General features: G+C 53.9%; 20 protein-coding genes. 8 read left to right on the plus strand and 12 right to left on the minus strand.

Annotated features, from left to right (window positions below; all coding sequences use genetic code 11):
- Positions 1-6: 6 nt before the first annotated feature.
- Genes mepA through ACRBCU_RS02990 form a run of 3 tightly spaced genes read right to left on the minus strand, consistent with a single transcriptional unit; the run spans position 7 to position 2,832 of the window.
- A complete protein-coding gene (gene mepA / locus ACRBCU_RS02980) occupies positions 7-879 on the minus strand; it encodes a penicillin-insensitive murein endopeptidase (protein WP_431364002.1) in 873 nt (290 codons plus the stop codon).
- Positions 879-2,240 carry an MFS transporter gene (locus tag ACRBCU_RS02985; RefSeq protein WP_431363876.1) on the minus strand — a complete coding sequence of 454 codons (1,362 nt, stop codon included), beginning with the start codon at positions 2,238-2,240 and terminating at the stop codon, positions 879-881. The genes mepA and ACRBCU_RS02985 overlap by 1 nt, the downstream gene beginning before the upstream one ends.
- 55 nt (positions 2,241-2,295) lie before the next feature.
- A complete protein-coding gene (locus tag ACRBCU_RS02990) occupies positions 2,296-2,832 on the minus strand; it encodes an acyl-CoA thioesterase (protein ID WP_431363877.1) in 537 nt (178 codons plus the stop codon).
- A 124-nt stretch (positions 2,833-2,956) separates the two neighbouring features.
- Here ACRBCU_RS02990 and ACRBCU_RS02995 point away from each other — a divergent pair, with 124 nt between their 5' ends.
- From ACRBCU_RS02995 to yaaA, 3 genes are all read left to right on the plus strand, one after another.
- Positions 2,957-3,244 carry a YggT family protein gene (locus ACRBCU_RS02995; RefSeq protein WP_431363878.1) on the plus strand — a complete coding sequence of 96 codons (288 nt, stop codon included), beginning with the start codon at positions 2,957-2,959 and terminating at the stop codon, positions 3,242-3,244.
- 76 nt (positions 3,245-3,320) lie between these two features.
- Positions 3,321-5,363, plus strand: coding sequence for a DNA helicase RecQ (gene recQ / locus ACRBCU_RS03000; protein ID WP_431363879.1), 2,043 nt, complete (start codon positions 3,321-3,323; stop codon positions 5,361-5,363).
- A 29-nt stretch (positions 5,364-5,392) separates the two neighbouring features.
- Entirely contained in the window at positions 5,393-6,163 is a 771-nt protein-coding gene (gene yaaA / locus ACRBCU_RS03005; RefSeq protein WP_431363880.1) for a peroxide stress protein YaaA, read from the plus strand.
- Here yaaA and ACRBCU_RS03010 read toward each other — a convergent pair.
- On the minus strand, positions 6,151-8,379 hold the full coding sequence (locus tag ACRBCU_RS03010; RefSeq protein WP_431363881.1) for a response regulator: 2,229 nt from the start codon (positions 8,377-8,379) through the stop codon (positions 6,151-6,153). The two genes, yaaA and ACRBCU_RS03010, sit on opposite strands and share 13 nt — an antisense overlap.
- A gap of 140 nt (positions 8,380-8,519) precedes the next feature.
- Here ACRBCU_RS03010 and ACRBCU_RS03015 point away from each other — a divergent pair, with 140 nt between their 5' ends.
- From ACRBCU_RS03015 to ACRBCU_RS03035, 5 genes are all read left to right on the plus strand, one after another.
- Positions 8,520-13,955: an alpha-2-macroglobulin family protein gene (locus ACRBCU_RS03015; protein ID WP_431363882.1), complete on the plus strand. Its 5,436-nt coding sequence runs from the start codon at positions 8,520-8,522 to the stop codon at positions 13,953-13,955.
- Entirely contained in the window at positions 13,956-15,998 is a 2,043-nt protein-coding gene (pbpC, locus tag ACRBCU_RS03020) for a penicillin-binding protein 1C (RefSeq protein WP_431363883.1), read from the plus strand. It begins immediately after the preceding gene.
- A 133-nt stretch (positions 15,999-16,131) separates the two neighbouring features.
- A complete protein-coding gene (locus ACRBCU_RS03025; protein WP_431363884.1) occupies positions 16,132-16,326 on the plus strand; it encodes a YgaP family membrane protein in 195 nt (64 codons plus the stop codon).
- A gap of 174 nt (positions 16,327-16,500) precedes the next feature.
- Positions 16,501-16,974 carry a rhodanese-like domain-containing protein gene (locus ACRBCU_RS03030; RefSeq protein ID WP_431363885.1) on the plus strand — a complete coding sequence of 158 codons (474 nt, stop codon included), beginning with the start codon at positions 16,501-16,503 and terminating at the stop codon, positions 16,972-16,974.
- 59 nt (positions 16,975-17,033) lie between these two features.
- Complete coding sequence (locus ACRBCU_RS03035) at positions 17,034-17,705, plus strand: Crp/Fnr family transcriptional regulator (protein ID WP_431363886.1); 672 nt, start codon at positions 17,034-17,036, stop codon at positions 17,703-17,705.
- Here the strand turns inward: ACRBCU_RS03035 and ACRBCU_RS03040 are convergent.
- The 8 genes from ACRBCU_RS03040 to ACRBCU_RS03075 are packed head-to-tail and all read right to left on the minus strand — an operon-like array spanning position 17,702 to position 25,556.
- Positions 17,702-18,193, minus strand: coding sequence for a hypothetical protein (locus ACRBCU_RS03040; protein WP_431363887.1), 492 nt, complete (start codon positions 18,191-18,193; stop codon positions 17,702-17,704). The two genes, ACRBCU_RS03035 and ACRBCU_RS03040, sit on opposite strands and share 4 nt — an antisense overlap.
- A gap of 55 nt (positions 18,194-18,248) precedes the next feature.
- A complete protein-coding gene (locus tag ACRBCU_RS03045) occupies positions 18,249-18,974 on the minus strand; it encodes an SDR family NAD(P)-dependent oxidoreductase (protein ID WP_431363888.1) in 726 nt (241 codons plus the stop codon).
- Entirely contained in the window at positions 18,971-19,744 is a 774-nt protein-coding gene (locus tag ACRBCU_RS03050; protein ID WP_431363889.1) for a cyclase family protein, read from the minus strand. Before ACRBCU_RS03050 ends, ACRBCU_RS03045 begins: the two co-directional genes overlap by 4 nt.
- On the minus strand, positions 19,741-20,991 hold the full coding sequence (locus tag ACRBCU_RS03055; RefSeq protein WP_431363890.1) for an SDR family NAD(P)-dependent oxidoreductase: 1,251 nt from the start codon (positions 20,989-20,991) through the stop codon (positions 19,741-19,743). Before ACRBCU_RS03055 ends, ACRBCU_RS03050 begins: the two co-directional genes overlap by 4 nt.
- Positions 20,988-22,157: a thiolase family protein gene (locus ACRBCU_RS03060; RefSeq protein ID WP_431363891.1), complete on the minus strand. Its 1,170-nt coding sequence runs from the start codon at positions 22,155-22,157 to the stop codon at positions 20,988-20,990. Before ACRBCU_RS03060 ends, ACRBCU_RS03055 begins: the two co-directional genes overlap by 4 nt.
- Positions 22,154-23,758 (minus strand): AMP-binding protein, encoded by a 1,605-nt coding sequence (locus tag ACRBCU_RS03065; RefSeq protein WP_431363892.1) that lies wholly within the window; start codon positions 23,756-23,758, stop codon positions 22,154-22,156. The genes ACRBCU_RS03060 and ACRBCU_RS03065 overlap by 4 nt, the downstream gene beginning before the upstream one ends.
- Positions 23,755-24,228 (minus strand): aromatic-ring-hydroxylating dioxygenase subunit beta, encoded by a 474-nt coding sequence (locus tag ACRBCU_RS03070; protein WP_431363893.1) that lies wholly within the window; start codon positions 24,226-24,228, stop codon positions 23,755-23,757. Before ACRBCU_RS03070 ends, ACRBCU_RS03065 begins: the two co-directional genes overlap by 4 nt.
- The gene (locus ACRBCU_RS03075; RefSeq protein WP_431363894.1) at positions 24,225-25,556 is read right to left on the minus strand and encodes an aromatic ring-hydroxylating dioxygenase subunit alpha; all 1,332 of its coding nucleotides are present in this window, start codon (positions 25,554-25,556) and stop codon (positions 24,225-24,227) included. Before ACRBCU_RS03075 ends, ACRBCU_RS03070 begins: the two co-directional genes overlap by 4 nt.
- Between the last annotated feature and the right edge of the window lie 9 nt (positions 25,557-25,565).

The following is a 25,565-nucleotide window of genomic DNA, read 5'->3' on the forward strand; positions in this document are numbered from 1 at the left end:
CGATCGTTAGCGCGACTGTAAAACTTGGGAACATTGCGTTGGCAAATCCGAAAGAATGATTGCGCGGCGTGGTGGCTTTGGTTTGGCCTTCGGCGCATTTGGATCGCGGGGCTTTGGCTTTGGTGGGTTAATGATATCGTCCACCCATTTTTGTGCATCAGCGCAACCATCGCCCTTTGGAGGCGGGTCTTGGTTGATACAGCCCTTGGCATTCTTGGGACAAGCCAGCCGCACATGGAAATGGTAGTGATGCCCGAACCACGGACGGATTTTACGAAGCCACTTTCGGTTGCCTTTTTCGGCATTGCACATCGCGACCTTCGCGCCGGGAAATACGAAAATACGTGCGGTGCGTTTGTCTTTTGCAGCGGCTTTCATCACTTCCATATGCTGGCGTGTGAAATTTTCATTGATGTAGGCACCTTTGGCACGGCGTAGGGAAATCGAGCTGATATTCTCCCGCTCGCGCCGCGTAAGGTTTAAACGATTAGGCGGAAGCATCCAGATGTCGACGTCGAGCCCAATTTGATGGCTGCGATGACCCGAAAGCATCGGCCCGCCACGCGGCTGACTAATGTCTCCAACATAAAGCCCCTCCCAACCGGGTAGGCGCGCGGCTTTCGCAGAAAGTTTCTTGATGAAGTCAATCGTTTCGGGGTGTCCCCAATTACGGTTACGCGAAAGACGCATGGCTTGCCACGTGGGGCCAGTTTCGGGCAATTGTTCCGTGCCTGCGACGCAACCTTTGGAGTAAGAGCCGAACGAGGCCGCGCGTTGGTTAGACCCCTTTTGGGCAGCGCCAAAAAGTTGCTTCGCTTCTGGGGCGGCGGACAAAGGCAGGGCAACAAGAGCACTCAGTACAATGGCAATAACGCGTATCACTTTTTAAAACTTCCATTCTTATTCACATAGGCCAACAGGATCAGACCGATCAAGAATAGCCCGATCACTGGAGAAACGCCAATGCGTGCGCTTTGGCTTAGCGTGGTCGCAACGCCAATCAAAAGCGGTGCAAGAAACGCCGTTGCGCGACCAGACAGACCGTAAAGACCGAAATACTCGGTCGCATTTTCTTCTTCTGTGTGACGGACCATGAGGGAGCGGCTAGCAGATTGTAGCATTCCGCCCATTCCACCTATCAGAATGCCGCAGACGATAAACACAAGATCAGGTGTGCCCTCGGCAACAGTGATGCCGTAAACCGTCTCTGGAGTGATATTGATAATTGTAAGACTGACAAACATCAGAACAAGGATCGCGAAGACGATCACAGGTTTGGGTCCAAAGCGACGGTCTGCGAACCCCCCAACGTAACTGAAAAACGCCGCACCGAGCGCAGCTACGACGCCAAAAACACCGATCTGGGTCACTTCCCAATCAAGCACCAGTTTGGCGTAAACGCCGCCAAATGTATAAAGCCCGTTCAGCGCGTCGCGATAGAACATCGAACCAATGAGGAAGACGCCCAAAGACTTTCGGTTTTTAAGCCCTTTGATAGAAGCGATAACCTGTGACGTGGATTCGGAAAAGCTCGCCCTGACTTGATCGGTGCGCACTTCGCGTACCCACAGGAAATAGGGAATCATAAAGAGTGCGAACCAGATCGCCGTGAATGGTCCAGTTGCACGGGTGCCCTCGCGTGCGGATGGATCAAGGCCGAACAGCGGTTCAAGCCCAATGATAGTTTTGCCGTTCCCTTGCTCAACCAATAGCAACAAGGCGATCGCCAGCGCAACAACGCCGCCCAAGTAGCCAAAGGCAAAGCCAGAGCCAGAGATTTTGCCGATTTGCTCACGCGTGCCAAGGCCCGGTAACTGCGCGTTTGTAAAGATCAACGCGTACTCAGCGCCAATAAAGCCGATGCCAAATGCGGCAAGCATCCAGAACAAATTGCTCGCGTCGGGCGCTGTAAACCATAGCGCTCCCGAGCCAAGAATATACATGACGCTAAATCCGACGATCCACGGCATTTTGCGGCCTGTGCTATCGGCCATGGCGCCGAATATCGGGGCAGAGAATGCGATGATCAGGCCAATTAGCGCGGTTGTCCAAGCCCACATTGCTTGTGCGTTGGCATCGGCAACCCCTTCAACCTGACCTTGGCCAAGATAGTAAGCCGCAGCAATCGCGACAAAAAACGGACCGAAAATAAAGGTATTGAGAACCGTATGATAGGGCTGGCTTGCCCAATCAAAAAAGTACCAACCCCAGATGCGTTTGCGCAGTGATGTATCCGTCATTAGCTTGATCCCCTATTTGGGGCGATAGAACAGCGCTTGGCGTTGCAGCGCAAGGTTAATCCTGCATTGGTGGCCATGGAGGGGTTGCGTCTGCGTCGATCCAGTTTTGAACCCAATCGGGAATGGGCGGCGAAATAGCATCGCTTTGCATCGCCTCAATCACACGTGCTGGCACAACGATACCGTTTTCGTCTGTTACCGCAGCGCGATAGAGCGCGTGATTGGCGACTTCGCCATCGCCCTTAACCATGCATTGCTCAAGGTACATAAACTTGTCATCCCAACACAAAGCGCGCGATTTCATCGTAAATTTTTCAAAAGTACGAATGCGGCGGCGATAGCGTACTGAGACGCCTGCCATCGTCAGCGCCCAGCGTTTGCCGCGTAGCGTCTCAATCAAACCCGTGCGCTGCGCGAGAGGGATGCGTCCAAGATCAAGCAGCGTTAACGTGCGACCGTTGTTGAGCTCCATCCACATATCAATGTCCCAAGGCCAGCAACGATGGTGTGAAACATGAGTTTCATGAAACCCCATAGGCGGCGCATTGCGAACTTGCCACATGGCTTTGATCATTCGAAAAAATGGGTACATAGCGAAATTCCTCTTTGCATCCATCTGCTCATGCTGCGGTGCAGCGTCAAGTCACAACCCGACGGCACTTGCCGTGGCACCGTTGCGCGACTACCTAGTGATCAAATTCTAATCGGAGCCTGCTATGTTATCGCTTTTACAAATTCTCTTGCTAATCCTCGACATCGCGTGGTTCTTCATCGTCGCTCATGTCATCATGAGCTGGCTGATAAATTTCCAAGTCTTGAACCTTGGCCAACCTATCGTTGCGCAAATTTGGTACGGCATTAACCGACTGCTTGAACCCGTGTATTCCAAAATTCGCAGCTTTTTGCCGAATATGGCGGGTATTGATCTAGCGCCATTGGTGGCTCTGGTCGGTATTTATGCGCTGCGCATCATAATTCAGAACAACATGTCGGCATTCTACTAACACTTCATCTTGTGTGAGTTGTTAACCTATGGGACATATCCTGTAAGAGCAGATCAATGCCATTACAGGACTTCCCATGGACCGCGCCACCTCGCTCCTTAGCGACGTATTCGGATTTGATGCCTTTCGCCCTGGTCAGCGCGAAATCGTGGATGCAGTGGCAAATGGTGAAGACGTCCTTGCGATTATGCCCACGGGTGGGGGTAAATCCCTCTGCTATCAGCTTCCTGCGCTTATTGATGAGGGGTTAACGGTCGTTATTTCGCCGCTCATCGCGCTTATGCGGGATCAGGTCACAGCGCTGAAAGCAAGCGGCGTTGCGGCGGGCGCTTTGACTTCGGGCAATACCGAAGAAGAAACGAGTGAGGTGTTTGAAGCGCTTGATGCTGGCACGCTCAAGCTCTTGTATATGGCGCCTGAACGCCTTGCGTCTGGCGGCGCTGTTAATCTTTTGCGCCGTGTCGGCGTGCGCCGGATCGCCGTGGACGAAGCGCACTGCGTCAGTCAATGGGGCCATGACTTTCGTCCCGATTACCTACGTATCGGCGATCTGCGCCGGGCGCTGAATGTTCCTGTTGCGGCCTTTACAGCGACCGCCGACGCAGAGACCCGCACAGAAATTGCCACGCGATTGTTTGATGGCGCAACACCGCAGACGTTCCTGCACGGATTTGATCGTCCCAACATCCATTTGGCCTTCGCTGCGAAAGACAGTCCGAGAAAGCAAATCCTAAACTTCGCCGCCGCGCGAAAGGGTCAATCGGGCATCGTTTATTGCGGTACACGCGCCAAGACCGAAGGGTTGGCCGGTGCCTTAAGTCAAGCAGGGCATAGCGCGTGTTTTTATCATGGCGGCATGGACCCCGACGCGCGCCGAAATGTTGAAGCGAGATTTCAGCGCGAAGATGGTCTAATCGTTGTAGCGACGGTTGCCTTTGGCATGGGCGTTGACAAGCCTGACATCCGTTGGGTCGCGCATGCAGATCTGCCAAAATCCATCGAAGCATATTACCAAGAAATTGGTCGCGGGGGGAGAGATGGTGCGCCTGCCGAAACGCTCACGCTGTTTGGTGCAGATGACATTCGTTTGCGGCGCAGTCAGATCGACGAAGGGCTTGCCCCACCCGAGCGCCGCGCCGCAGATCACGCGCGCTTGAATGCGCTCTTAGGGCTTGCCGAAGCGCTTGATTGTCGCCGTGCCAGCCTGCTCGCTTATTTCGGCGAAACCAACGTAACCTGTGGAAATTGCGATTTGTGCGAAACGCCGGTGGACGTGTTTGATGGCACAACCGCCGTGCGCAAAGCGCTTTCCGCGATCCTGCGTACAGGCGAATACTTTGGCGCAGGGCATTTGATTGATGTGCTCATGGGGATTGAAACCGACAAAATCCGAGCGCGTGGCCACGATGGATTGCCGACGTTTGGCGTTGGAAAAGAATACGGTAAACGCGAATGGCAGGCCGTCTTTCGACAAATGATGGGCCATGATTTGGTCCGTCCCGATCCCGAGCGCCACGGTGCATTGCGCATGACCGATGAAGCCTTGCCCATCCTGCGTGGGGAGGCGTCCATAAGACTGCGCCGTGATAGCATCAACAAAGCGTCGAAATATTCACCGTCCGTCAAAGCATTGATCGGCGAAGAGGATGCGCCGCTATTGTCTGCTTTGAAAGCCAAACGTCGGGCTTTGGCAGAGGCAGCGCGTGTGCCCGCGTATATTGTTTTTAACGACAAGACGTTGATCGAGATGGCACAAACCAGACCTGCGACCTTGGATGATATGGCAAGAGTTGGCGGCGTTGGTGCGAAGAAGCTGGAAACCTATGGGGCTGCATTTCTTGAAGTTATCAACGGCGAAGTTGAAGCGCTTCATCCGGCGCGGCGCAAGCTCGCGGGACGCGAAAGCGGCACGCTTTATGATCGTTTGCTAGAAGTGCAGGCCGATCTGGCAAGGGGACGCGATGGGGTAGATAAGCCGCTGAGTTGTTCCGCATCGTTGCTTGCCAAGATTGCCGATCAAAAACCTCAGAACGAAGGCGCGCTAGAACGTATATTAGGTGAAAAGCGTAGCGAGAGATTTGGCAGTGCCTTTCTGGACGTGCTGCGAGAAGCAAGTTAAATCAAAGGCAGGTTGATGCGGGGACGAATATGCTAGTTGTGATTTCACCAGCCAAGCGGTTGGATTGGGCAGAGCGAGACGTCGAAATGACTGCGCCAGATCTGCAAGAAGACGCTGTTCGCCTTGCGAAAACCGCGAAAAACCTCACGCTCGGGAATCTGCAAAAACTGATGGATCTCAGTCCCGATTTAGCGCGGCTTAATCGGGATAGATTTCAAGCTTTTCAGGCGGAACCAAGTGTAGAGGCCATTCGCCCTGCGGCTTTGGCCTTTGCGGGAGATACCTATCAAGGCTTAGAAGCAGCAACGCTTGATGCAGATGAGATGCGCTGGGCGCAAGATCACCTGCGGATTCTGTCGGGGCTTTATGGCTTGTTGCGCCCGCTCGATGCTATTCAACCTTATCGTTTGGAAATGGGTTCGCGGCTAAAGACCCGTCGTGGTGCGTCGCTTTATGACTACTGGCGCACTGATCTGTCGAAGATGTTAAATGCCCAAGCGGAGGCTATTGGAACAGATACCTTGATCAACTGTGCCAGTCAGGAATATTTCGGTGCGGTTGCGCCAAAGGTGCTAAAGCTGCGGGTCATCACCCCGGTGTTCATGGAACTTAAGGATGGCAAAGCGAAGATAGTTAGCTTCTTTGCCAAAAAAGCACGTGGCGCGATGGCGCGCTACGTTATTCAAAACCGTTTGAACAACGCCGAAGACATCAAGTCTTTTGATAGCGGCGGTTATGCCTATCAAGCGGACATGAGTGAAGGCGATCGCTGGGTGTTTTTGCGCGACTATCCAACCTGATCCGACAACGGCGGGCGCGTATCTGGAATCTGCAATTTGGTAATTTGTTCTATTACCAGTGCTTTCTTTAAGGGTTTGGTGAGGTAGTGATCCAATCCAGCGGTTAGGATCGCCTCTTGATCACCAGACATCGCGTGAGCAGTCATCGCGATAATTGGTGTATGCTTGCCACTTTGTTTCTCTAGCGCGCGTATGTCTTTTGTCGCCTCTTTCCCGTCTTTCTTGGGCATAGAGATATCCATAAAGATGACATCGGGTTGCACCGTTTCAAAAAGCTCGACCGCTTCCAAGCCATTGTTGGCGATGGTGAGATCAATATCCAAGGTCTTTAGCATTTTGCTGAAAACCAGTTGATTGGTCTTGTTGTCTTCTGCAGCAAGGACACGCAAAGGTCGCAGTTCTGATTTGACGGGCTCAGGCGTGGCCAGCGGTTTAGATGTTCGCGCATGGACGAACATTGGCTTTTCAGGCTGATTTGGCTGAGAGACTTCAATGCACGTCTTTTGCGGGTTGATAGACATTAAATGGCGGAACAACACTTGTCGCGGAACAGGCTTTTGCAACACAGCTGTTACGGCGCTGCGATCGGGGTCGTTTTCTGCGATGGCGGCATTTGAGGTCATTAAAAGAATTGGCAGTTCTGGAAGCGAGCTACGCATATCGCGCGCCAGATCAAATCCGTCGAGCGCCCCTTGGGCATCGTCTAGAACGACCAGATCACAGCCCGATTTTAGGGCCTCTTGCGCCTGTTCTGCAGTCTCGACAACTGTACATTCAATACCCAATTGTTTGATCTGTTTTTGCAAAATGTCACGTGTTTGCTGAGATTGATCAACAATAAGCGCGGATCCAATCGTCGGCTTCACTATTTCTATCTCGTCGCTAGGATCGTGTTCCAATGTCACTTGGAAACCAAAGCACGATCCAACACCCTCTTCGGACGTGACCCAAACCCGACCACCCATCATTTCGATAAGACGTTTGGTGATCGCAAGACCGAGGCCAGTTCCTTCAAATTGGCGATTTTTCTCACTTTCGACCTGATTAAACTCTCCGAAGACATGACTGATTTTGTCCTCGGGAATGCCAATACCTGTATCTTGAATCGTGACGTGCAGTTCACATTTACCGTCGGAAGTGGTGCCCGTTATGGAAATAAGAACATGGCCCTCGGCGGTGAATTTGACCGCGTTGCCAAGAATGTTGGTCAAAATCTGACGAATGCGCCCTGGATCGCCGATGAAACGCGTGGCCAAGAACAGATCATAATCAATTGATAACGCCACCCCTTTGTCACGGGCGGAGGGTTGGAGGAGGCGCATAACTTCATGGATGCACTGTTCGAAATCAAAGTTTGTCGGGCGAAGTTCGAGCTTCTCAGCCTCAATTTTCGAGTAGTCGAGAACATCGTTGATGATTGTCAACAAAGCCTCGCCCGAGTTGCGAATGGTGTCCACAAAGAGCATCTGTTCTTCGCCTAGCGAAGTTTCTGTCAGCAAGTCAGCCATGCCAACGATACCGTTCATAGGTGTGCGAATTTCATGGCTCATGTTGGCGAGAAACGCCGATTTGGTGCGTGACGCTGCTTCCGCTTGGTAGCGTGCTTTTTTCAACTGGTTTTCATAGCGAATTGTGTCTGTGATGTTGAGCGCGAGAGAAACGACATCGCCGTCCGCGCCGCGTTCATCAATGAGTTTGGCGTAAAGACCATTCCAGAATTTAATAATTCTGGGCTTGGGGTTCGGTTCATTCCAACGATCCTGCATCGAAGCGCGCCATTCAGAAGCGGATAGATCTTCGGTATCGACGATGCCTTCTTCGGTCAGAATGAGGAGCATTTCAGGGTAGGTTACGCCCGGCTTCATGTCTTCCAAATCGTCGAAAACGCTAAGATAGGCTTCGTTCGCACCGACCATTTCATTGTCGGGGTTGAAGAATGCAAAGCCGTCTTGAATGGTTCGGATTGATTGCCACAATCGTCGCTCGGCAATCTCAATTTTTTGATGCGCGACGGAGAGATCAGATTTAACCTTCCGATTTTCGTCGCGCACATTTGCGACTTCCGCCTCTGTGCGTTCAATACGATCAGACAAGGCGCGCGCATGTCGACCAAGTTTGCGATTGGCCGAAAATAGTTCGGCCTCTTTCATTTCTAATAGCCGCTCCGCCGCTAATCGGGCGCGGCGTTCATCGGCAAGCTTGTGGGCAAGCGTCATACGGGTGTCACAGGGCTCTCGTTAAGTTCAATCGCGACAATCCGCTTAGTTCGTGAAGATTGCTTTAATCACCAAGCAGAAAACTTGCCAAAAGCGCGCCTGACGTGTCACGCTATGGCTATTGTTTAAAGGAGCTTTCCATGCGCCGCATTATTTCCGCCGCCTTTCTTGCTATTTCTTTTGCTGCGCCTGTCGTCGGGCAGACGAGCGATGTGATACCAGATAAGAGATTGGTTTATTCGAAAGACATAGACTTTTTCGGAGCGGACTTAACGAACCTGTTTGATACAACGTTAGAAGCATGCGAGCGGGCGTGTCTGAGCAATGCACAATGCACTGCGTTTACGTTCAATCAGCGCTCTAGTTCTTGTTTTCCAAAGAGTGGTGTGAGCGAAAAGCAAACCTATGAGGGCGCGCTTTCGGCTGAAGTTTATCGTACCAGTATGCGCGCCCTGACTTCGGGCATTGTTCTAGGTGCTAATCTGACCTTTCTAAGAGAGGGGGATCGTGTCGCGATGCGCGCGCAAGCGGATGGATTAGGCAAGCTGCACCCAGGTGGGCAATGGACGGTCCAAGTTTTGCTAGATGCTGTGCGCGATAGACGCGCCGATAAGAACCTGAATAGCGCTATGCATTGGATGGGCGCTGCTACAGCCCAATCAGATGCCAGTGATCATTGGGCAGAATATGCGCGTCTTGCTCTTGAGGTTGAGGGTAAAAATCGTTCGGAGCGACGTAAGTTGCATCAACGCGCGCTTAATGCAGCTGGCAACGCCTACTTGCGAGCGCCAAGCGCCGCTGCACAGGTCAGCGCGTTGCAAATCATGGCGGACGCGATGGAAAAGCTGGGGCGCGGACGGGATATGATCCCGACGCTGCGCCTTGCGGAAACCATTCAGCCGCGTGATGACATCACTGCTGCTCTCGACAAGGCCATTGGTAAATACGGGTTTCGTATTACAGAACATCGCGCGGACAAAGACGCCGCCGCGCCACGTATTTGTGCGGAATTTTCGGAACCCTTAGTCAAGGTTGGCGTCGATTACACGCCTTTCGTCAAGCTGCCTGACCAAAGCCTTGTTGTGCAAGCGGATGGCAAACAGATTTGCATTGATGGTGTCGAGCATGGCGCGCGTTACCAAGTGACGTTTCGAACGGGTCTGCCAGCGTTAAGCGGCGAAAAGCTGGTGAAGGACGTTCCGCTGACGCTCTATGTGGGAGATCGCACCGCTTCGGCGCGATTCCCCGGTCGTGCCTATGTGCTGCCAAAGGCGGCGGATGCTGCGATTCCCCTTGAGACGGTGAACTTGGATGAGGTTGATCTCTTGCTGCGCCGGGTGAGCGATCGCAACGTGCTGCGCACGATGCAGGAGGATATGTTTGGTCGACCCTTAAGCCAATATGAAGACGAACTATTTAAGCGAAACATTGGCGAAGAAATCTGGACTGGGAAAGGACAGGTCGAAAACACGCTAAACCAAGACATGACGACTCGCCTGCCTATGGGAGATTTGATCAAAGAGCTACCTGCGGGTCTCTATGCGCTTACTGCGCGCGTCCCAGGCGTTGATCTTTATGACGATGCAGGCGCAACGCAGTGGTTTATTTTGTCTGACCTTGGCTTAAGCACGATGAAAGGCGCAGATGGCGTGCATGCTTTTGTGCGTGGTTTGTCTGATGCGGACGCAAAGAAGGGCGTCGAGGTTACGCTGTTGTCGCGCTCAAATCGCGTTCTGGGTGCAGCGGTGACAGATGCCGAAGGATATGTGCATTTCCCAGCAGGCCTTGCACGCGGTACAGGTGGCGCTGCGCCAGCCTTGGTTCTGGCAAAGCAAGGCGCTGATGATTTGGCGTTTATGTCCTTAACAGAGCCTGCTTTCGATCTGTCTGATCGCGGCGTTGAGGGCCGCGAGCCCTCTGGCCCGATTGATCTGTTTCTAACGACCGATCGAGGCGCTTACCGTGCTGGCGAGACAATCTATGCAACTGCCTTGGCAAGGGATGGCACTGCATCCGCGCTGACTGACTTACCGATAACAGCGATCCTGACGCGCCCTGACGGGGTGGAATATGCGCGAAAACTCTCAAGCGAAGACAGCGCAGGCGGGCATGTCTTTGCCATGGCTTTGGGCAATACGGTGCCGCGCGGAACTTGGACGCTTGATATGAAGGCAGATCCGGACGCACCAGCGCTTGCCAGCCAGAAACTGCTGGTTGAAGATTTCTTGCCCGAACGCATCGACTTTGACCTTACCTTACCGAACACTCCCATTCGTCTCGGCGATACGCCTCCTTTGACGATTTCAACGCGCTACTTGTTTGGTGCACCGGGGGCAGATTTGCCAATCGAAGGGACTGTGCGCCTAAGCGCCATTCGCGAGTTGGATGGTTTCAAAGGTTATAGCTTTGGTCGATATGACGATCCTGTACGTCCGCGCACCAAATTTCTGTCTGGCGCAGGACGCACGGATGCAACGGGCAGCGCAACGGTTGCGCTTGAGATGCCTGAAATGGACGGTGTGGCTGTTCCAATGGAAATGCGAGCAACAATACGCGTGTCTGAAGGTAGCGGACGACCCGTTGAGCGCCGCATCACGCATGCGTTGGCCCCAAATGGCCCGATGATCGGCATCAAATCGTTGTTCGAAGATGTGGTTGCAGAAGGCACAGAGGCGCAGATGCAGATCATCGCGATCAATGCTGAGTTGAGGCCAGAACCAATGCAGGTTCGTTGGACCGTGAACCGTGTTGAGACGCGTTACCAATGGTATCAGCTTTACGGCAACTGGGATTGGGAACCTGTTACAACGCGCAAACGTGTCGCGAGTGAGGTTATCACACTTGGTACTGAGCCAGCGACGATAAGCGCGCCTGTTGAGTGGGGTCGCTATGAGGTGATCGTCGAGCGTGTCGGCGGTGAGTATCTCGCGGCGTCCAGCGATTTTTACGCAGGTTGGTATGCGCCTGCGGATGCGTCTTCGACGCCTGATACGCTTGAGCTGTCCCTAGACAAACCGCGCTACAAAAGCGGTGATACGGCCAAGCTACGCCTTGTGCCGCGCTTTGCGGGCACTGCGTTGGTAACGGTCGTGTCAAACCGCGTCATTCACATGGCAACGGTAGAGATCACCAAAGGCGAAAACCTGATCCCTCTGACTGTGACGGACGAATGGGGCGCTGGTGCTTATGTGACCGCCAACGTGATCCGTCCGATGGATGTAGCCTCTGGTCAAAACCCTGCCCGCGCACTTGGCCTGTCCTATGCAACGATTGAGCCGGGTGCCAAGCAACTGGCTGTTTCGATCAAAGCACCAGACACATCACCGCCGCGCGCGCGTATGGATGTTGAGGTTCAGGTGGATGGGGTTAGCGAAGGAGAAACGGCCTACGTCACGCTCGCCGCGGTTGATCTTGGCATCCTAAACCTAACGGGATTTGATAGCCCTGATCCGTCCTCTCATTACTTTGGCCAACGCCGCCTTGGTATGGAAATGCGTGACGTTTATGGACGATTGATTGATGGAATGAACGGCGCAATGGGCCAAGTGCGCTCGGGCGGTGATGCAGCCTCGCGTTTGCGCTTGCAAAGCCCGCCCCCGACCCAAGAGCTGGTCGCATATTTCTCTGGTCCTGTAGACCTTGGTGCAGATGGCACTGCAAAGGTGACGTTCGATATGCCCGCATTCAACGGAACTGTGCGTCTGATGGCGGTTGCTTGGTCGCCTACTGGCGTCGGGCAGAGTGAAGCCGATGTCTTGGTGCGCGATCCAGTTGTCGTGACGGCCTCGTTGCCGCGTTTCCTCGCGCCGGGAGATCAATCAACTGCGCTGTTGGAAATCGTGCATGCCACTGGTCCAAGCGGGCGCATGGGGCTGGATATTTCCGCCTCAGGCATTGCGCTTGATGCGGCTGCTATTCCATCGGGTCTGACGCTGGAAAATTTGCAAAAACAGACACTACGTGTGCCAATCAGAGCCTCAGGCGTTGGCGATCACACGATGCGAATCGCGCTGACAACACCTGATGGCAAGCAACTGATACAGACCCTAACGCTACCTGTACGCGCCAATGATCCTGAGGTCAGCGAGGTCCGCCGAGTGAGCCTTGCAGCGGGCGAGACCTTTAGTCTTAACGATGCGGTGTTTGCAGATTTCAAAGGCGGAACTGGCGTGGCGATGGTATCTGCGGGGCCGTTGGCAAAGTTGAACGCGCCGGGTTTGCTTCAGGCATTGGATCGCTACCCTTATGGCTGCACCGAACAAATCACGTCGCGTGCTTTGCCGTTGCTCTATTTCGATGAAGTCGCGCGCGCGATGGGTTTGGATGAACGCGCAACTGTGCAAAAACGCGTGGATCAAGCGATTGCGCAAGTGCTGACGCGTCAGTCCTCTAATGGAGCTTTCGGGCTTTGGCGTCCTGCATCGGGTGAATTCTGGCTAGATGCTTATGTCAGCGATTTCCTTTCTCGGGCAAAGGCGCAGGGTTACGAGGTGCCGCGCCTCGCGTTTCGTATCGCGATGGATAATCTACGCAATCGGATCAACTATGCCGCTGATTTTGATGAAGGAGGCGAAGATATCGCTTATGCGCTTATGGTGCTTGCGCGTGAAGGCGCGGCATCCATGGGGGACTTGCGATACTACGTTGATGTTAAATCAGAGGCGTTCACAACGCCTCTTGGTGCCGCTCAACTTGGCGCCGCCTTGGCATCTTACGGCGATCAAACGCGCGCCGATACGATGTTTGCCCGCGCTGCGCGCCTAATGGTTCCCCGCATGGGAGACGAAGCACGTGTATGGCGCTCTGACTTTGGCACCAACCTGCGCGACGCAGCGGGTGTCCTGACGCTTGCGGTTGAGGCAGGAAGCCAGACCGTCAATACAGCTGCGCTTTCCGACCGCCTTGCAAGCGCTGGGCGGTCTCTTTCAACGCAAGAGGCATCGTGGACGTTGCTCGCTGCGCATGCGCTTGTTCAAAACCCTGCCTCTGCGGGTTTGACAGTAAATGGCGAGGTTCATGCTGGTCCGTTGATCCGTCGCTTTGAAAGTGGCGCTGAGCCGCTGTTGATTGCAAATACAGCGGATCGTGCTCAAGACATTACGTTGAGCACGTTTGGTGTACCCGAAATCGCGCCTGATGCGGGTGGATATGGCTACAAAATCACGCGCGATTACTACACGATGGATGGCGATTTGGTGATCGAGCCAACGCTGCAAACGGGTGACAGAATGGTTGCTGTCCTCACAATCACGCCGTTTGAAGATGGCGCGTCGCGCTTGATGATTAGCGATCCGCTGCCTGCTGGTCTTGAGATCGACAATCCTAACCTCATTCGCGGCGGCGATATTCGTGCGCTCGAATGGTTGAAACCCGTCAATGCAACGCATTCAGAGTTCCGCTCTGACCGTTTCCTTGCGGCAGTGGATTGGCGAAAATCGGACGCGTTCCAGCTTGCCTATATCGTTCGGGCTGTTTCCGCAGGTACCTATCATCACCCCGCAGCGTCGGTTGAAGATATGTACCGCCCTCAATACCGTGCGCGCACCCAAACCGGTCAATTGAACGTCGCCGAATAAATGCGCCGTTTTGCGCCCTTTCTTGTCGTTCTAACGCTGTATTGCTCAGCGTTAGGGCGAGATGCATTTGATAACTGGATCTCTGCAACGGTCTTGCCAAGTGTCTTGCCAGAAACATCTGTCGAGGTGCGCGATCGGAACAATCAATTGTTGCGCGCCTATACCGTCGAAGATGGGCGCTGGCGACTTGTCGTGAACACCGAGCAGGTCGATAGACGCTATCTCGAAATGCTGATTGCTTATGAAGACAAGCGGTTTTTTTCACACAGTGGCGTTGATCCATTTGCAGTTCTGCGCGCAGCGAAACAGGCTCTAACAACGGGAGAAATTGTCTCTGGGGCATCCACGTTGACAATGCAGGTGGCGCGGCTGTTGGAGCAAAGCGGAACGGGCGCGTGGCGCGGTAAGTTGCGCCAGATGCGCGTTGCGCTTCGCTTGGAGCAGGTTCTGAGCAAGGGAGAAATTCTGAATCTCTATCTCATGCTTGCCCCCTTTGGCGGGAACATCGAAGGGATACGCGCCGCAACGCTAAGCTACTTCGGGAAAGAGCCGCGCCGTTTGACCGCTGCGGAAGCGGCGTTGCTGGTTGCGCTTCCGCAAGCGCCGGAAGCGCGCAGACCAGATAACAACAAAAGCGAAGCGAAAAAGGCGCGTCAAATCGTTCTGGATCGTTTGATCGCCACGAGTCTTGTGAGCAGTGAAGAGGCTCGAACTGCCCATTTAGAGCCTGCTCTTACAGCGCGAAAACCCTTTCCAAAGCTTGCTCCCCATCTCTCAGATCGTGCGCGTCGCGGTGCTCCCGAAGCACTGGTTCATCGCCTGACTATTGAGGCCGGTTTGCAAAAGCGTGCCGAAGTTTTGGCAAGAGCAAGCGTTCAAAACAAAGCGGAACGGCTTTCAATTGCGATGGTGCTAGCAGATCATCAAACAGGCGAAGTCATCGCCCATGTTGGGTCGGGAGGCTATTCTGACACGCAGGGTCGGCAAGGATTCATAGACATGACCCGCGCGCTTCGCTCGCCCGGCTCGACGCTGAAACCTTTGGTCTATGGTTTGGCCTTTGATCAGGGTCTCGCGCATCCTGCCAGTTTGATCAATGATCGCCCCGTCGCCTTTGGAAATTATGCGCCGCAGAATTTTGATGGGGCGTTTCGCGGTGAGTTGCGTGTTGATGATGCCTTGCGACAATCTCTCAACCTACCTGTCGTTCTGCTTCTGGAAGAACTTGGCCCTGCACGTTTGATGTCTGCCCTTGGAAAAGCGGGACTTGAAGCCAAAGTGCCAGGTGGAAAACCTGGTTTGGCGATTGCTTTGGGCGGGGTAGGGACAACACTGGAAGGGTTGGTTCAGCTTTATGCAGGCCTCGCCCAAGGCGGTAAAAAGCGGTCTCTAAATTGGGGGTTTGATACTGATCACAAGACGCAAGAAAGGTTCCTTAGTCCTGCTGCCGCGTGGCAGGTATCGCATATTCTGGCAGGGCTGCCGCCACCAGAACGAGCGGCGCAAATGCGTTTGGCTTATAAGACGGGTACATCATACGGGCATCGGGATGCGTGGGCGATCGGGTTTGACGGTCGATACGTCGCTGGGGTGTGGATTGGTCGGCCCGATGGAACACCTGTTCCCGGAGCCTTTGGTGGCGATCTGGCCGCGCCGATCTTGTTCGAGTTGGTAGGCTTGGTATCTGACCAAGCAATTCCATTGCCACCGCCGCCGCCTGAAACGCTGCTGCTGGAAACGTCAGAGCTTCCGCAGCCATTAAGACGGTTCAAGGGAAGACGCGCAGTGTTTCAAGCCGCGCCCGATGCACCGAAACTAGCGTTCCCGCCAAATGGTGCGCGCCTAGCGAAAAGCGAGGAAGGTTTGATTGTAAAAGTGCGCGATGGTCGCCCGCCCTTTACGTGGTTGGCCAACGGCGCGCCAATCTTACGCATGGTGCATTCGCGAGAGGCGCAATTGCCTCTCACCGAGGAGGGGTATGTGCAACTGTCAGTCATAGATCGTGATGGCCGTTCAGCGCGCGCAAACGTGAGACTGGATTGACTAGGTGAATTGAAAGGTCAGCGTTCACGCCGATGTTACTATTTCGGGCGACATCGGCGGAAAAATTGGTGACAATGTCACCGTCGAACAAGCGGCTTCTAGATTAAGTTCCCCTAAGAAATGGAGAACCGAAATGAAATTTTCACGTAACCTTGGAAACCTCGATCGCATCCTTCGCTTTGTCGTTGGAGCGTTGCTCATCCTGTTGGCAATCACTGGCACAATCGGCGTTTGGGGTTGGATCGGCGTTATCCTTCTCGCGACGGCGTTTGTGAACTTCTGCCCAATCTATCGCATTATTGGCGTAAAAACCTGCTCGGACTGCTAAGTATCCTTTGTGATGCTTTTAATCCTACCAACTTTGGTTGGTAGGATCGCCAGCTTTGGCAAACCAACCTCACATGACAATGTGGTGAGGTGCTTCAATGTCGATTGAAACCTTGCGCATCGCGCGGCAAAAATAACGCGTTCCCTGCTGACCCAATCCCAAACGAAGGTTAGAATGATGCAAAACATCTTTTCGCGTCGCGCCGTTCTGTTCGCGCTATTTCTTGTTGCAACACCAGTCGCTGGTTTTGCTCAAGCGCTAAAGATGAGCGCACCAGAAGCGCTGGCCGCTGTTCAAAACGGGGACATCGTTCTTCTGGATATTAGAAGCCCTGGTGAGTGGAAGGAAACGGGCCTCGCTCAAGGCGCATGGCCTGTGACAATGCACGACCCTAGTTTTGGTGAGAACCTTCAGAGAATTCTAAGCCGCTATCCTGATACACCGCTCGCTTTAATCTGCGCGACAGGTGGGCGAACCGAGTATGTAGCCAGCGTGCTTCGGCAAAACGGCTTAAGCAATGTTATTGACGTGTCTGAGGGGATGTTTGGCAACGGCGCTGCCCCCGGTTGGATAGCGCGTAAAATGCCGATTATCGATGAAAAAACCGCACGCGCAAATTATACCGCAGGAATTCTTGCAAAGCAGTGATGCCATTTCTGCTTGGTCCAGTTAGTATCCCGAAAAGAGATCAAGGATGAATTGGCGCGATGGCAGAACAATCAGATTGGGTTGAGCGGTTCTATGGTCTGTCACGACTAGATTTGCCCACCAAACAACTGCTCACAACCCGTTCAACCATCATTGATGTTGCCAAGGATACGATGCTCTTCGGGCCGGGTAATTCGCCAGAAAACATGCTGTTTTTGCTCGACGGTACAGTGCGGGTTCAGCAGGTGTCGGAAACGGGGCACGAAATCGTGCTTTATCGCATTGAAGCTGGGCAAAGCTGCGTACTCACAACGGCTTGCCTGCTTGCCTACGATGATTATTCCGCGGAAGGGATCACCGAAACACCCGTGCGCGCCGCTGCGGTGCCGCGCGGCGTTTTTGATGATCTTGTCGCTCAGTCCAAATCCTTTCGCGACTTTGTGTTCGCGGCCTTTTCAAAGCGCATTACCGACCTGTTCTTGATGATCGACGAAGTTGCCTTTCAACGGTTGGACGTGCGACTTGCAGGCGTGTTGATAAAGCTTGCTGGCGAGAGTGACAAAATCTCGACCACGCACCAAAAGCTATCTGTAGAATTGGGGACGGCGCGCGAAGTGGTTTCGCGCCAATTGCAAGAATTTCACCGTCGTGGCTGGATCGAAACAGGGCGGGGATCCGTGACCCTGCTTGATCGCGCTGCTATTGGAAAACTAGCTGGGCAAGAAAGCTAGTTCAGGGTTTCGGCGGTGTTTTCGTCCTCTGCCTCTGCCTGAACAGAAAGGGCTTCTTGCTCATCCGTCTCTTCGACAGGTTCTTCAAGCGTTGCCTTTACCTTTTCAATTCTCTCCCGAAGGCTTGTTTTGGACGGCTCTTGCATCATTTGTTTTGCCGCGCGGCCAGTGACGCGCGCAAATCTGTCCGCCAGCGGATCGACAGTGCGGCTAATCCCAATTGCATTGGGCGCTGACACTGTTTTGGTTTTTACGAGCTTTGCAAAAATCTCATTCGCAACATCCGCATTAACATTCAGCTCTGAAGCGAGAAGCTCTGCGGAACAGGTCTTGTTCAAGCGAGCGGTATACCAACCCACAAAGTACATTTTTTCCGCTGACGCCGCAGCGGAGATCGATCCAACCGAACCAGCACCAATGGCTTGGGTCGGAATGGCAGGCACAAGGCCAAGGGAAGCAAGGCCGCGTGTAAACTGTCTTCTATTCATGGCCTTGATATAGGTGCGATTTGCCAAAATACTAGGAAATAAGCGATTTTAGGGGCTAAAGCGCCAAAGTTCCGACGCTTCCGCCGCCGCAAACATACAGTGTTTGACCCGTAACAAACCCGTTTTCAGGGTCGCAAAAATAGAGGAACGCATTGGAAATATCGCGCACGGTACCAAGGCGACCGACAGGGATACGTTTAGCAAGCTCGGCCTCGCGTTCACTGCCTTTTTCGATGATGCCCCAGAAATTATCTGTTTGAACCGGACCCGGTGCGACGACGTTCACAGTAATGCCGTGTTGCGCTAATTCTAACGCCCAAGTGCGGGCCATACCGATGATGCCAGCTTTGCTCGCCGAATAAGCGGTGCGTGTCGGCACACCAAGCGCCGCGCGAGAGCCGTTGAAGAGAACGCGCCCAAACTGCTTTTCTTTCATTGAAGGCAGGCAGGCTTGCAACAAAGTGAGTGCACTACCTAAATGAAGCTGGGTCAAGTTGATCAGATCACTCGGCTTGGCGTCTTCGATCAAGTTCGGCAGGATAATTCCTGCGTTGTGAATGAGATGCGAGATTTGGTGCTGCGCCGCTATTTCTTCAGCGACCTGTGCAGTTTCGTCAGCGTCTAGCAAGTCGACTTCTACATGCACCAGCTTGGCGTCATGCCATTCAGGAGCGCCGCGTGACAGGGAAACAACGGTGTAGCCTTTGGCGATCAAACGTTGTCCAAGGTCCGCGCCGATCCCTTTGCTGCCACCTGTTATAAGTGCTGTATATTCGCTCATGCCGTCACCATCGCCAAGACACGTAACGGGCTGCCAGTGCCGCCCTTGATCTTAAGGGGCGGCGCGATCAGGAGCGCACCTGTGGCGGGTAGTTGATCGAGGTTACGCAGGCATTGCAGTCCGTATTTGCCAGCGCCGTGCAGCAGATAGTGGGCGGGATAGGGCGGTACATAGTGCATACCTTGTCCCGCATCCGTTCCGACGGTTTCTGTGCCAAAGCCACGAAAATCCCGCTTTAGTAGCAATTCAATTGCGGCGGGTGTTGGCCCTGGTGAATGTGGTCCGTCGCTCGCCATGTTAAGGTATTCTGCACCGCTGCGTTTCGACCAATCTGTACGCATCAAGACCCATGAATTTGCGGGGATGGTGCCGTGTTCGACTTCCCACGCTTCGATGATCTCAGGGGTCAGTTCAAAATCGTCGTTCGTTGCCGCGCCTTCTGTGCAATCAATTACAACTACTGGCCCGACAAAGACAGCGGGGTCAATTTCATCGACAGCGCCATTTGGCACGTCCTTTCCCGAAATCCAGTGACTGGGCGCATCGAAATGCGTGCCTGTGTGTTCGTTCAATGTTAGATTATGCCACTTCCAAGCAGGTCCGCGATGGTCGTATGCGCTGACTTCTTCCATGCGAAAGCGCGCGCATTGGCCAAACTCGGGCGGTAGGACGATAACAGGAAAATCAGGGTCTAACGTGTGGGTTAGATCCACAATTCGGGCGGTGCCGCTGGCCAAAGCGCTGCTGACATCTGCAATAAGGTCGCTCATGATCCGCCTCCTGTGATCTCGCGTTCAAGAAGCAAAGCATTCGCTTGCCAGCGCGCATAGACATCTTTTGCAATGTCACCGCATGGAACCTCTTCAAGCCCGTCGACAAGCCCAGCAACCGTTGAGCGTGCCAATGCATTTGGTGTGACTTTGGGTGGAGGTAAGTGTTGGAACCACGGATCGCCTTCGATCGGCCCCGTGTAAACATTCATCACACGCAAGCCAGAGCCACGAAACTCGGCGCGCAGGCTTTGCGAGATCGAGCGTGCAGCGGCTTGGCTCGCGCCATATGCGCTAAAGTTTGGGTCAGGCATAAGAGCTTGGATCGACAGAACGTTGACGATTGCAGCCGCAGAGTTGATGCCATCTTGTACGCGCGCTGCCATGCCCGGACCAAAGCCCTGTACGAGCCGCATCAGGCCAAGCGTGTTCACATCAAAGCTATCGCGCGCGAAAGTGGTGTCATTGCCCATCACGCCGCCCTGTCTGCTAAAACTGGCGGTGTTGATCAGGATGTCGACCTTGCCACCAATCTCAGCGCTGAGTTTGGAAATCGATGAAACGTCTGTGACGTCTAGTGGCAGTAACGATACGTTCTCTAACGCTTCAAAAGCTGCGCGTTCAGGCCAAGCGCGCCATGCTTCGGGCTCGCCTAGGAACACATGGCTCGCGCCTGCTTTCAGCAAGGCTTGCGTCATCGCCAATGCGATCGGTGCGCGTGCGTCGCTGATTAGGATGCGTCGGCGCTTAGGATCGCAGGACATAGCGCGCAATACTGGATCATCTGCCATGTTTTCGCTTCCTTCCAAGGGGAGCGCGACCAAAACCCCTTGGCCTGCTCGATCTAATTTCAATGTCATGCGCACATCATGGCCGTGCCCTACTTCGCCATGCAGGTGGCAGTTTAAAACGGGCCCCGCAGCGAGTTTCACGGAACCCATGCGCCAAGGCATCCGCTCGCGAAAGTAAGGTTCTGGCGAAACGCGAATAGTGGTTTCGGCCAACACGGTGCCAGAGGGGTCAACGTCTTGCCAGTTCAATTCACTTGAAAGACATTTCAAACAGGCATCGCGCGGTGGATATTGCACGGCTTGGCACTCTGCGCAGACTTGCAAGCCAAAGCGTCCCTGCGCCGCCATGACGCCAAGTCCCAATGACGCTCGTGAGCGCGGCATAGGCGGCAGAACGGGTGTGCGTGTCTTTTTCTGAGGGTCTTTCTTGGGAGGGAAGGGGAGCGCTTGGGTCATGCATTTGCCCCCGTGATGATAGCCGCGGAAGAGCAAAGCCCACGGTCATAGTTGATCACGCCGAAGCCTGACACCAAAGCGCGGCGCGCGTTTTCAACTTGGGTACCGCCTGCCTGACCTGTGACTTGGCGGATCGCTTCGACCAGTCCAAGATAGCCGCCTGCGGCACCAGCTTGGCCCACGGAAAGCTGCCCACCCGAGGTATTATGCGGAAAATCACCGCCGATCGTGAGATCATGCTTGCGCACAAATTCGGGGCCTTCCCCTTTGGCGCAGAAACCGAGGTCTTCGAATTGCATCATACAGATCACAGGATAATCGTCATAGGTTTGCAGCAGGTCAATCGCCTCTGGACCGTGGCCCGCCATCGCCCAAAGGTCATCAATATCAACAGTCCAACCACCACGAAGCTGGATGGCGTCGTCTGGAAAGGCATTTGTACGTTCAATGGTTGAAGCAATCCGCGCAAAGGGCAGGCCTTTGGCGATTGCCATGTCTTCGCGCATCATCACGAAAGCCTCTGCGCCTGCGCAGGGCATGACGCAATCAAACAGGCCGATGGGATCAGAAATCATCCTCGCGTCCATGTATTGATCAAGGCTCAGGGGTTTTTTCATGATCGCGTGTGGATTGTTAAGCGCGTTGGCGCGCTGCGCCACGGCGATGCGGCCAAAGTCTTCGCGCTTGGCCCCGAATTCTTGCATGTAGGCGTCTTGCAACAGGGCGAAACTGGCGTTTGGACCGCCAAACCCATAGGGAAACGTTGCATCCATCGCAAAACGTGAAAACGCGCTAAGAAGATTGCGGAAGCTGTCGATGCGGTTGGTATCACCAGACACGCAAGCAACGACATCAACATCCCCTGCCTGAAGCGCGCGTGCGGCGCGGCGCATGGCGGCAACGCCACATGCACCGCCCATAGGAACGGTATCAAGCCAGCGCGGCGAGATACCGAGGTGCTGGGTCAATCCAACCGGTGTATCAGGGGCGAGCGTGAAGCTGGAGACAGACAACCCGTCGATCTCTTGTGGAGTCATTTGCACAATGCCCAAGGCTTCGCGCAGTGCTTTGGCAATCCACCAATGGGCAGTTTCATTGGTGTAGCGCACATATGGAACAGAGACGGGGGCGGTTAGGACCACTCCATCGTAGGAGTGTCTATTCATGCCGCGACCCGTTTTTTGAGGTGACGCACATCATTTGTGTCAGGGCTTTGCAAAAGCTCGCTCGCGAGCGTCTTGAGCGCTGCGCGTTGTAGCTTTTGTGTGGCTGTGACAGGAAGTTCGTCAACGAAAGCGATATACCCTGGTGCTTTGTAGTAGGCCAACTGAGTCAGGCACCAATGGGTGATTGCATGGGCAAGGTCCGAGCTTGGAGCACCGTTGGGGATGATGCAAGCGAAGACTTCGTCACCTCTTATGGCATCGGCTACGGCAGCGACGGCAACACCCTTTATGTCAGGATGTTTCGCAAGCGCGCTTTCGACCTCGACGGCGGCAATGTTTTCGCCTGAGCGACGGATCACGTTTTTCTTGCGGTCTACGAAATACATGGTGCCGTCTGCTTCGCGGCGCACGATGTCGCCTGTGTGGAACCAGCCGCCGTCCCATGCCTCTTGTGTGGCGTCCTCGTTCTTGAAATAGCCTGCGAAGAAACCCTTTCGCGGATCAGCGCCAGCCGCGCGCACAAGCAATTCGCCCTGATCGGCGTCTTTGCCCGCATCATCCACAAGTCGCGCTTCGACCTTTTCATCGGGCGAGCCGATTGAACTGCGACCAATCACACGCGGTTCGCGATTGGCGCAGATTGTGCCGCCTGCGCCTGTTTCGGTCATTGCCCAGCCTTCGCTGAGCGGAAAGCCAAAGCGCGCCTCGAAGGCTTCATGCAGCTTGGGATCAATGCCTGCACCAAAGCCGAACCGCACGGCGTGATCGGTGTCATCCGCAGATGGTTCTGCCCCCATCAACATCGAAGGCATGACGCCCAAATAATGTAGACAGGTGGCATTGCTTGCCCGCACCGACGCCCACCACGAGCGAGGATGAAAGCGATCTAGCGCGGTAAGACAACCACCTACTGCGACCATCGCCATGAATGAAAACGCCATCGCGTTCATATGAAAGATTGGCAGCGGCGTGATCATCCGCTCGCCGTCGGTGTTGATCGCGCAGACGCCTGTCGCGGTAGAATACCAACGCCCTGCTTCAATGAAATATTCATTGGTCAAGATGCAGCCCTTCGGGTTGCCAGTCGTACCAGAGGTATAAAGTAGTGCGGCTTCGGGATCGCCTTGGCGCGCTGCGATGCTGGTTTTGATGGTGCATTTTGGCAGTGGCTCGCCAAGCGAGACAACAGACAAAGCATGACCCGCGCTCTCGGCTGCTTGGCGCAGTTCCGCGCAGCGGCTTGGAATTGCAAGGGCCAGCACCGGCTCTGCGTGTTCGATCATATAAGCAAGCTCAGCGATGCGCAGATCGGGATTGATGGGCACGACAGAAATATCCAGCGCGTTGAACGCGAGCCACCAAAGGAAATAGTCGGGGCGGTTCTCAAGCAAAAGCATCACGCGTTGGCCTGCGAGATACCCTGATCGCTCTATTTCTGCTTTTCGTTCGTTTATCTGAGCGCGCGACGCGCCATAGCTGATTTCACCAGCGTCGATTTCATAGATTTTTGCTGTTTCTGGCAAAACGTTCAGAAATGCGCGCTCTGGCCAACGTTCCGCAGTATCGCAGAATGCGTCGTAGACTGTGTGTGCTGTAATCATGGCAGCAACTGGATATTGCGGAATGCGGCATCGCAATTCAAAATATCAACGCGTTTGTTCGCAATACGTAATTTACCATCGACAAGTGCCAGATCATGCCGCGCTGTAAGGGCGAGCAACTGTTGCTCATCAAGGCGGGTTTCAACGTAGTGCATTGCCGTGTTGGTTACAAAGCTATCGCCATTCATTTCATCGACAAAAGGGCGTTGAATGACATGGTGGCAGCGGCTTTTGGGTTTTTGACTAAAGGTGCGCGCGCCGTTCAAACGTTCGACCCGTAGCTTGAGCATGAACATATCTTCATAGAGCAAAGAAGTCTCGTTGATCGGGTCGCTTTGCTTGTAGTCAAGCGGCATCCAATAGTGCCCATCAGGAAGCCAAAGCGCGAGCCACTCGGTATAGCGACCCTCGTCAAGCATACGTGCTTCGTCATAGATAAAATCAATGATTTGATCTTTGGAGATACTCATTCTGTGGCCCCTTGATCGAAGGTCATAAACTTGCGCCATGCATCAAACTGATTACGCATCTGGCGTTCGGTTGTGCCATTCAAAACGGCCTCTTCCGAGAAATCTTCATCGTCTTCCAAGAGGCGTTGGATATTGACCCATTCAATGCCGTTCACATGCAGACCCTCTTGAGCACGTTCATACATTTCCAGATCGTCGTGTCCGACAATTGAAGTTGGGGCATTGATCATGCGGTTATACATCGCCGTGCGCGCTGTTAGCTCGTCGGGCGCACCGACAAGACGATAGATATAGCTTTCAACGATAGTTTTATCAGCCGCCAGTGGAATGAAGTTGCGCAGTTGCTGGATCGGGCCTTTGATCATGATGTTAGGAAAATACACCGTGTTATGGCGATTTTCGTCGAGTATTTCTTTGGCTTTTTCGGTGCCATATGTTTCTGACATGGCTTCAAAATAGCCGGGAATGGCAGAGTAATCAGAGTGGATTGAGTGATGTACGCCCGTGTGGCCATGCCCATTTGGCCATGTGCGAATGCCCATGCCTTCGAAGAATTCATAAGGGCTCATGAAGGGGGCGATGATTTCCATCGCGGGGGGCTTTGGAGCGCCTTCGGGTAGACCGAGTTCCTCATAAAGCCTTACGGCAGTCCCTGCGCTGCTTTCATGCGCGACCATTGGATGGCAGGTATCTGTTTGGTTCTCGACCAGCATTTTCCAGTTGCAGTGATGCAGATACCGCAACGGTGGGCCAACGACTTCTAGGCGACCTTCAGGCGAGCGATCCACCATGTTGTCGAGCGAACTCAGGCTATCACCGAAGAACTCTTCAAAGCTGATTCCCTCTTCAGCGAGTCGCGCGAAGATGAAGCCGCGATAATTCTTCATCGCTCCAACGGCCTTCATTCCCTTGCCGCTCTCTGTTTTGTCTAGCTCCGTGCCTTCGTATCCCTTCTTCAAAGGGATCGCGAGCAAGCAACCGTCGGTCTTGAAGGACCATGCATGGTAAGGGCAGCGAAAGAATTTGCCTGTGTTGCCCTGACGGTCGATGACAATCTTGGTGCCTTTGTGGGGGCAGCGATTGTAGAGTACGTGAATGTCATCAGGCTTGTGGCGGACTTGGATAACCGGCTGATTGCCAACCTGTGTGGCGAAGTAGTCGCCTTTGTTTGGTGTCTGGCTTTCGTGACCGACAAAAACCCATGAATTGGCAAAGACATTCGCCATTTCAAGCGCGTAAATATCATCGTTGATATAAACATCACGGTGAACTTGGTTGGGCTGGACGAGATCAGCTGCTTTGGCTGGATCGTTGATGTAATTCGCCATCCTCAAGGT

Origin of the sequence: Planktotalea sp., assembly GCF_050633725.1 — a bacterium.
Lineage (GTDB): Bacteria > Pseudomonadota > Alphaproteobacteria > Rhodobacterales > Rhodobacteraceae > Planktotalea.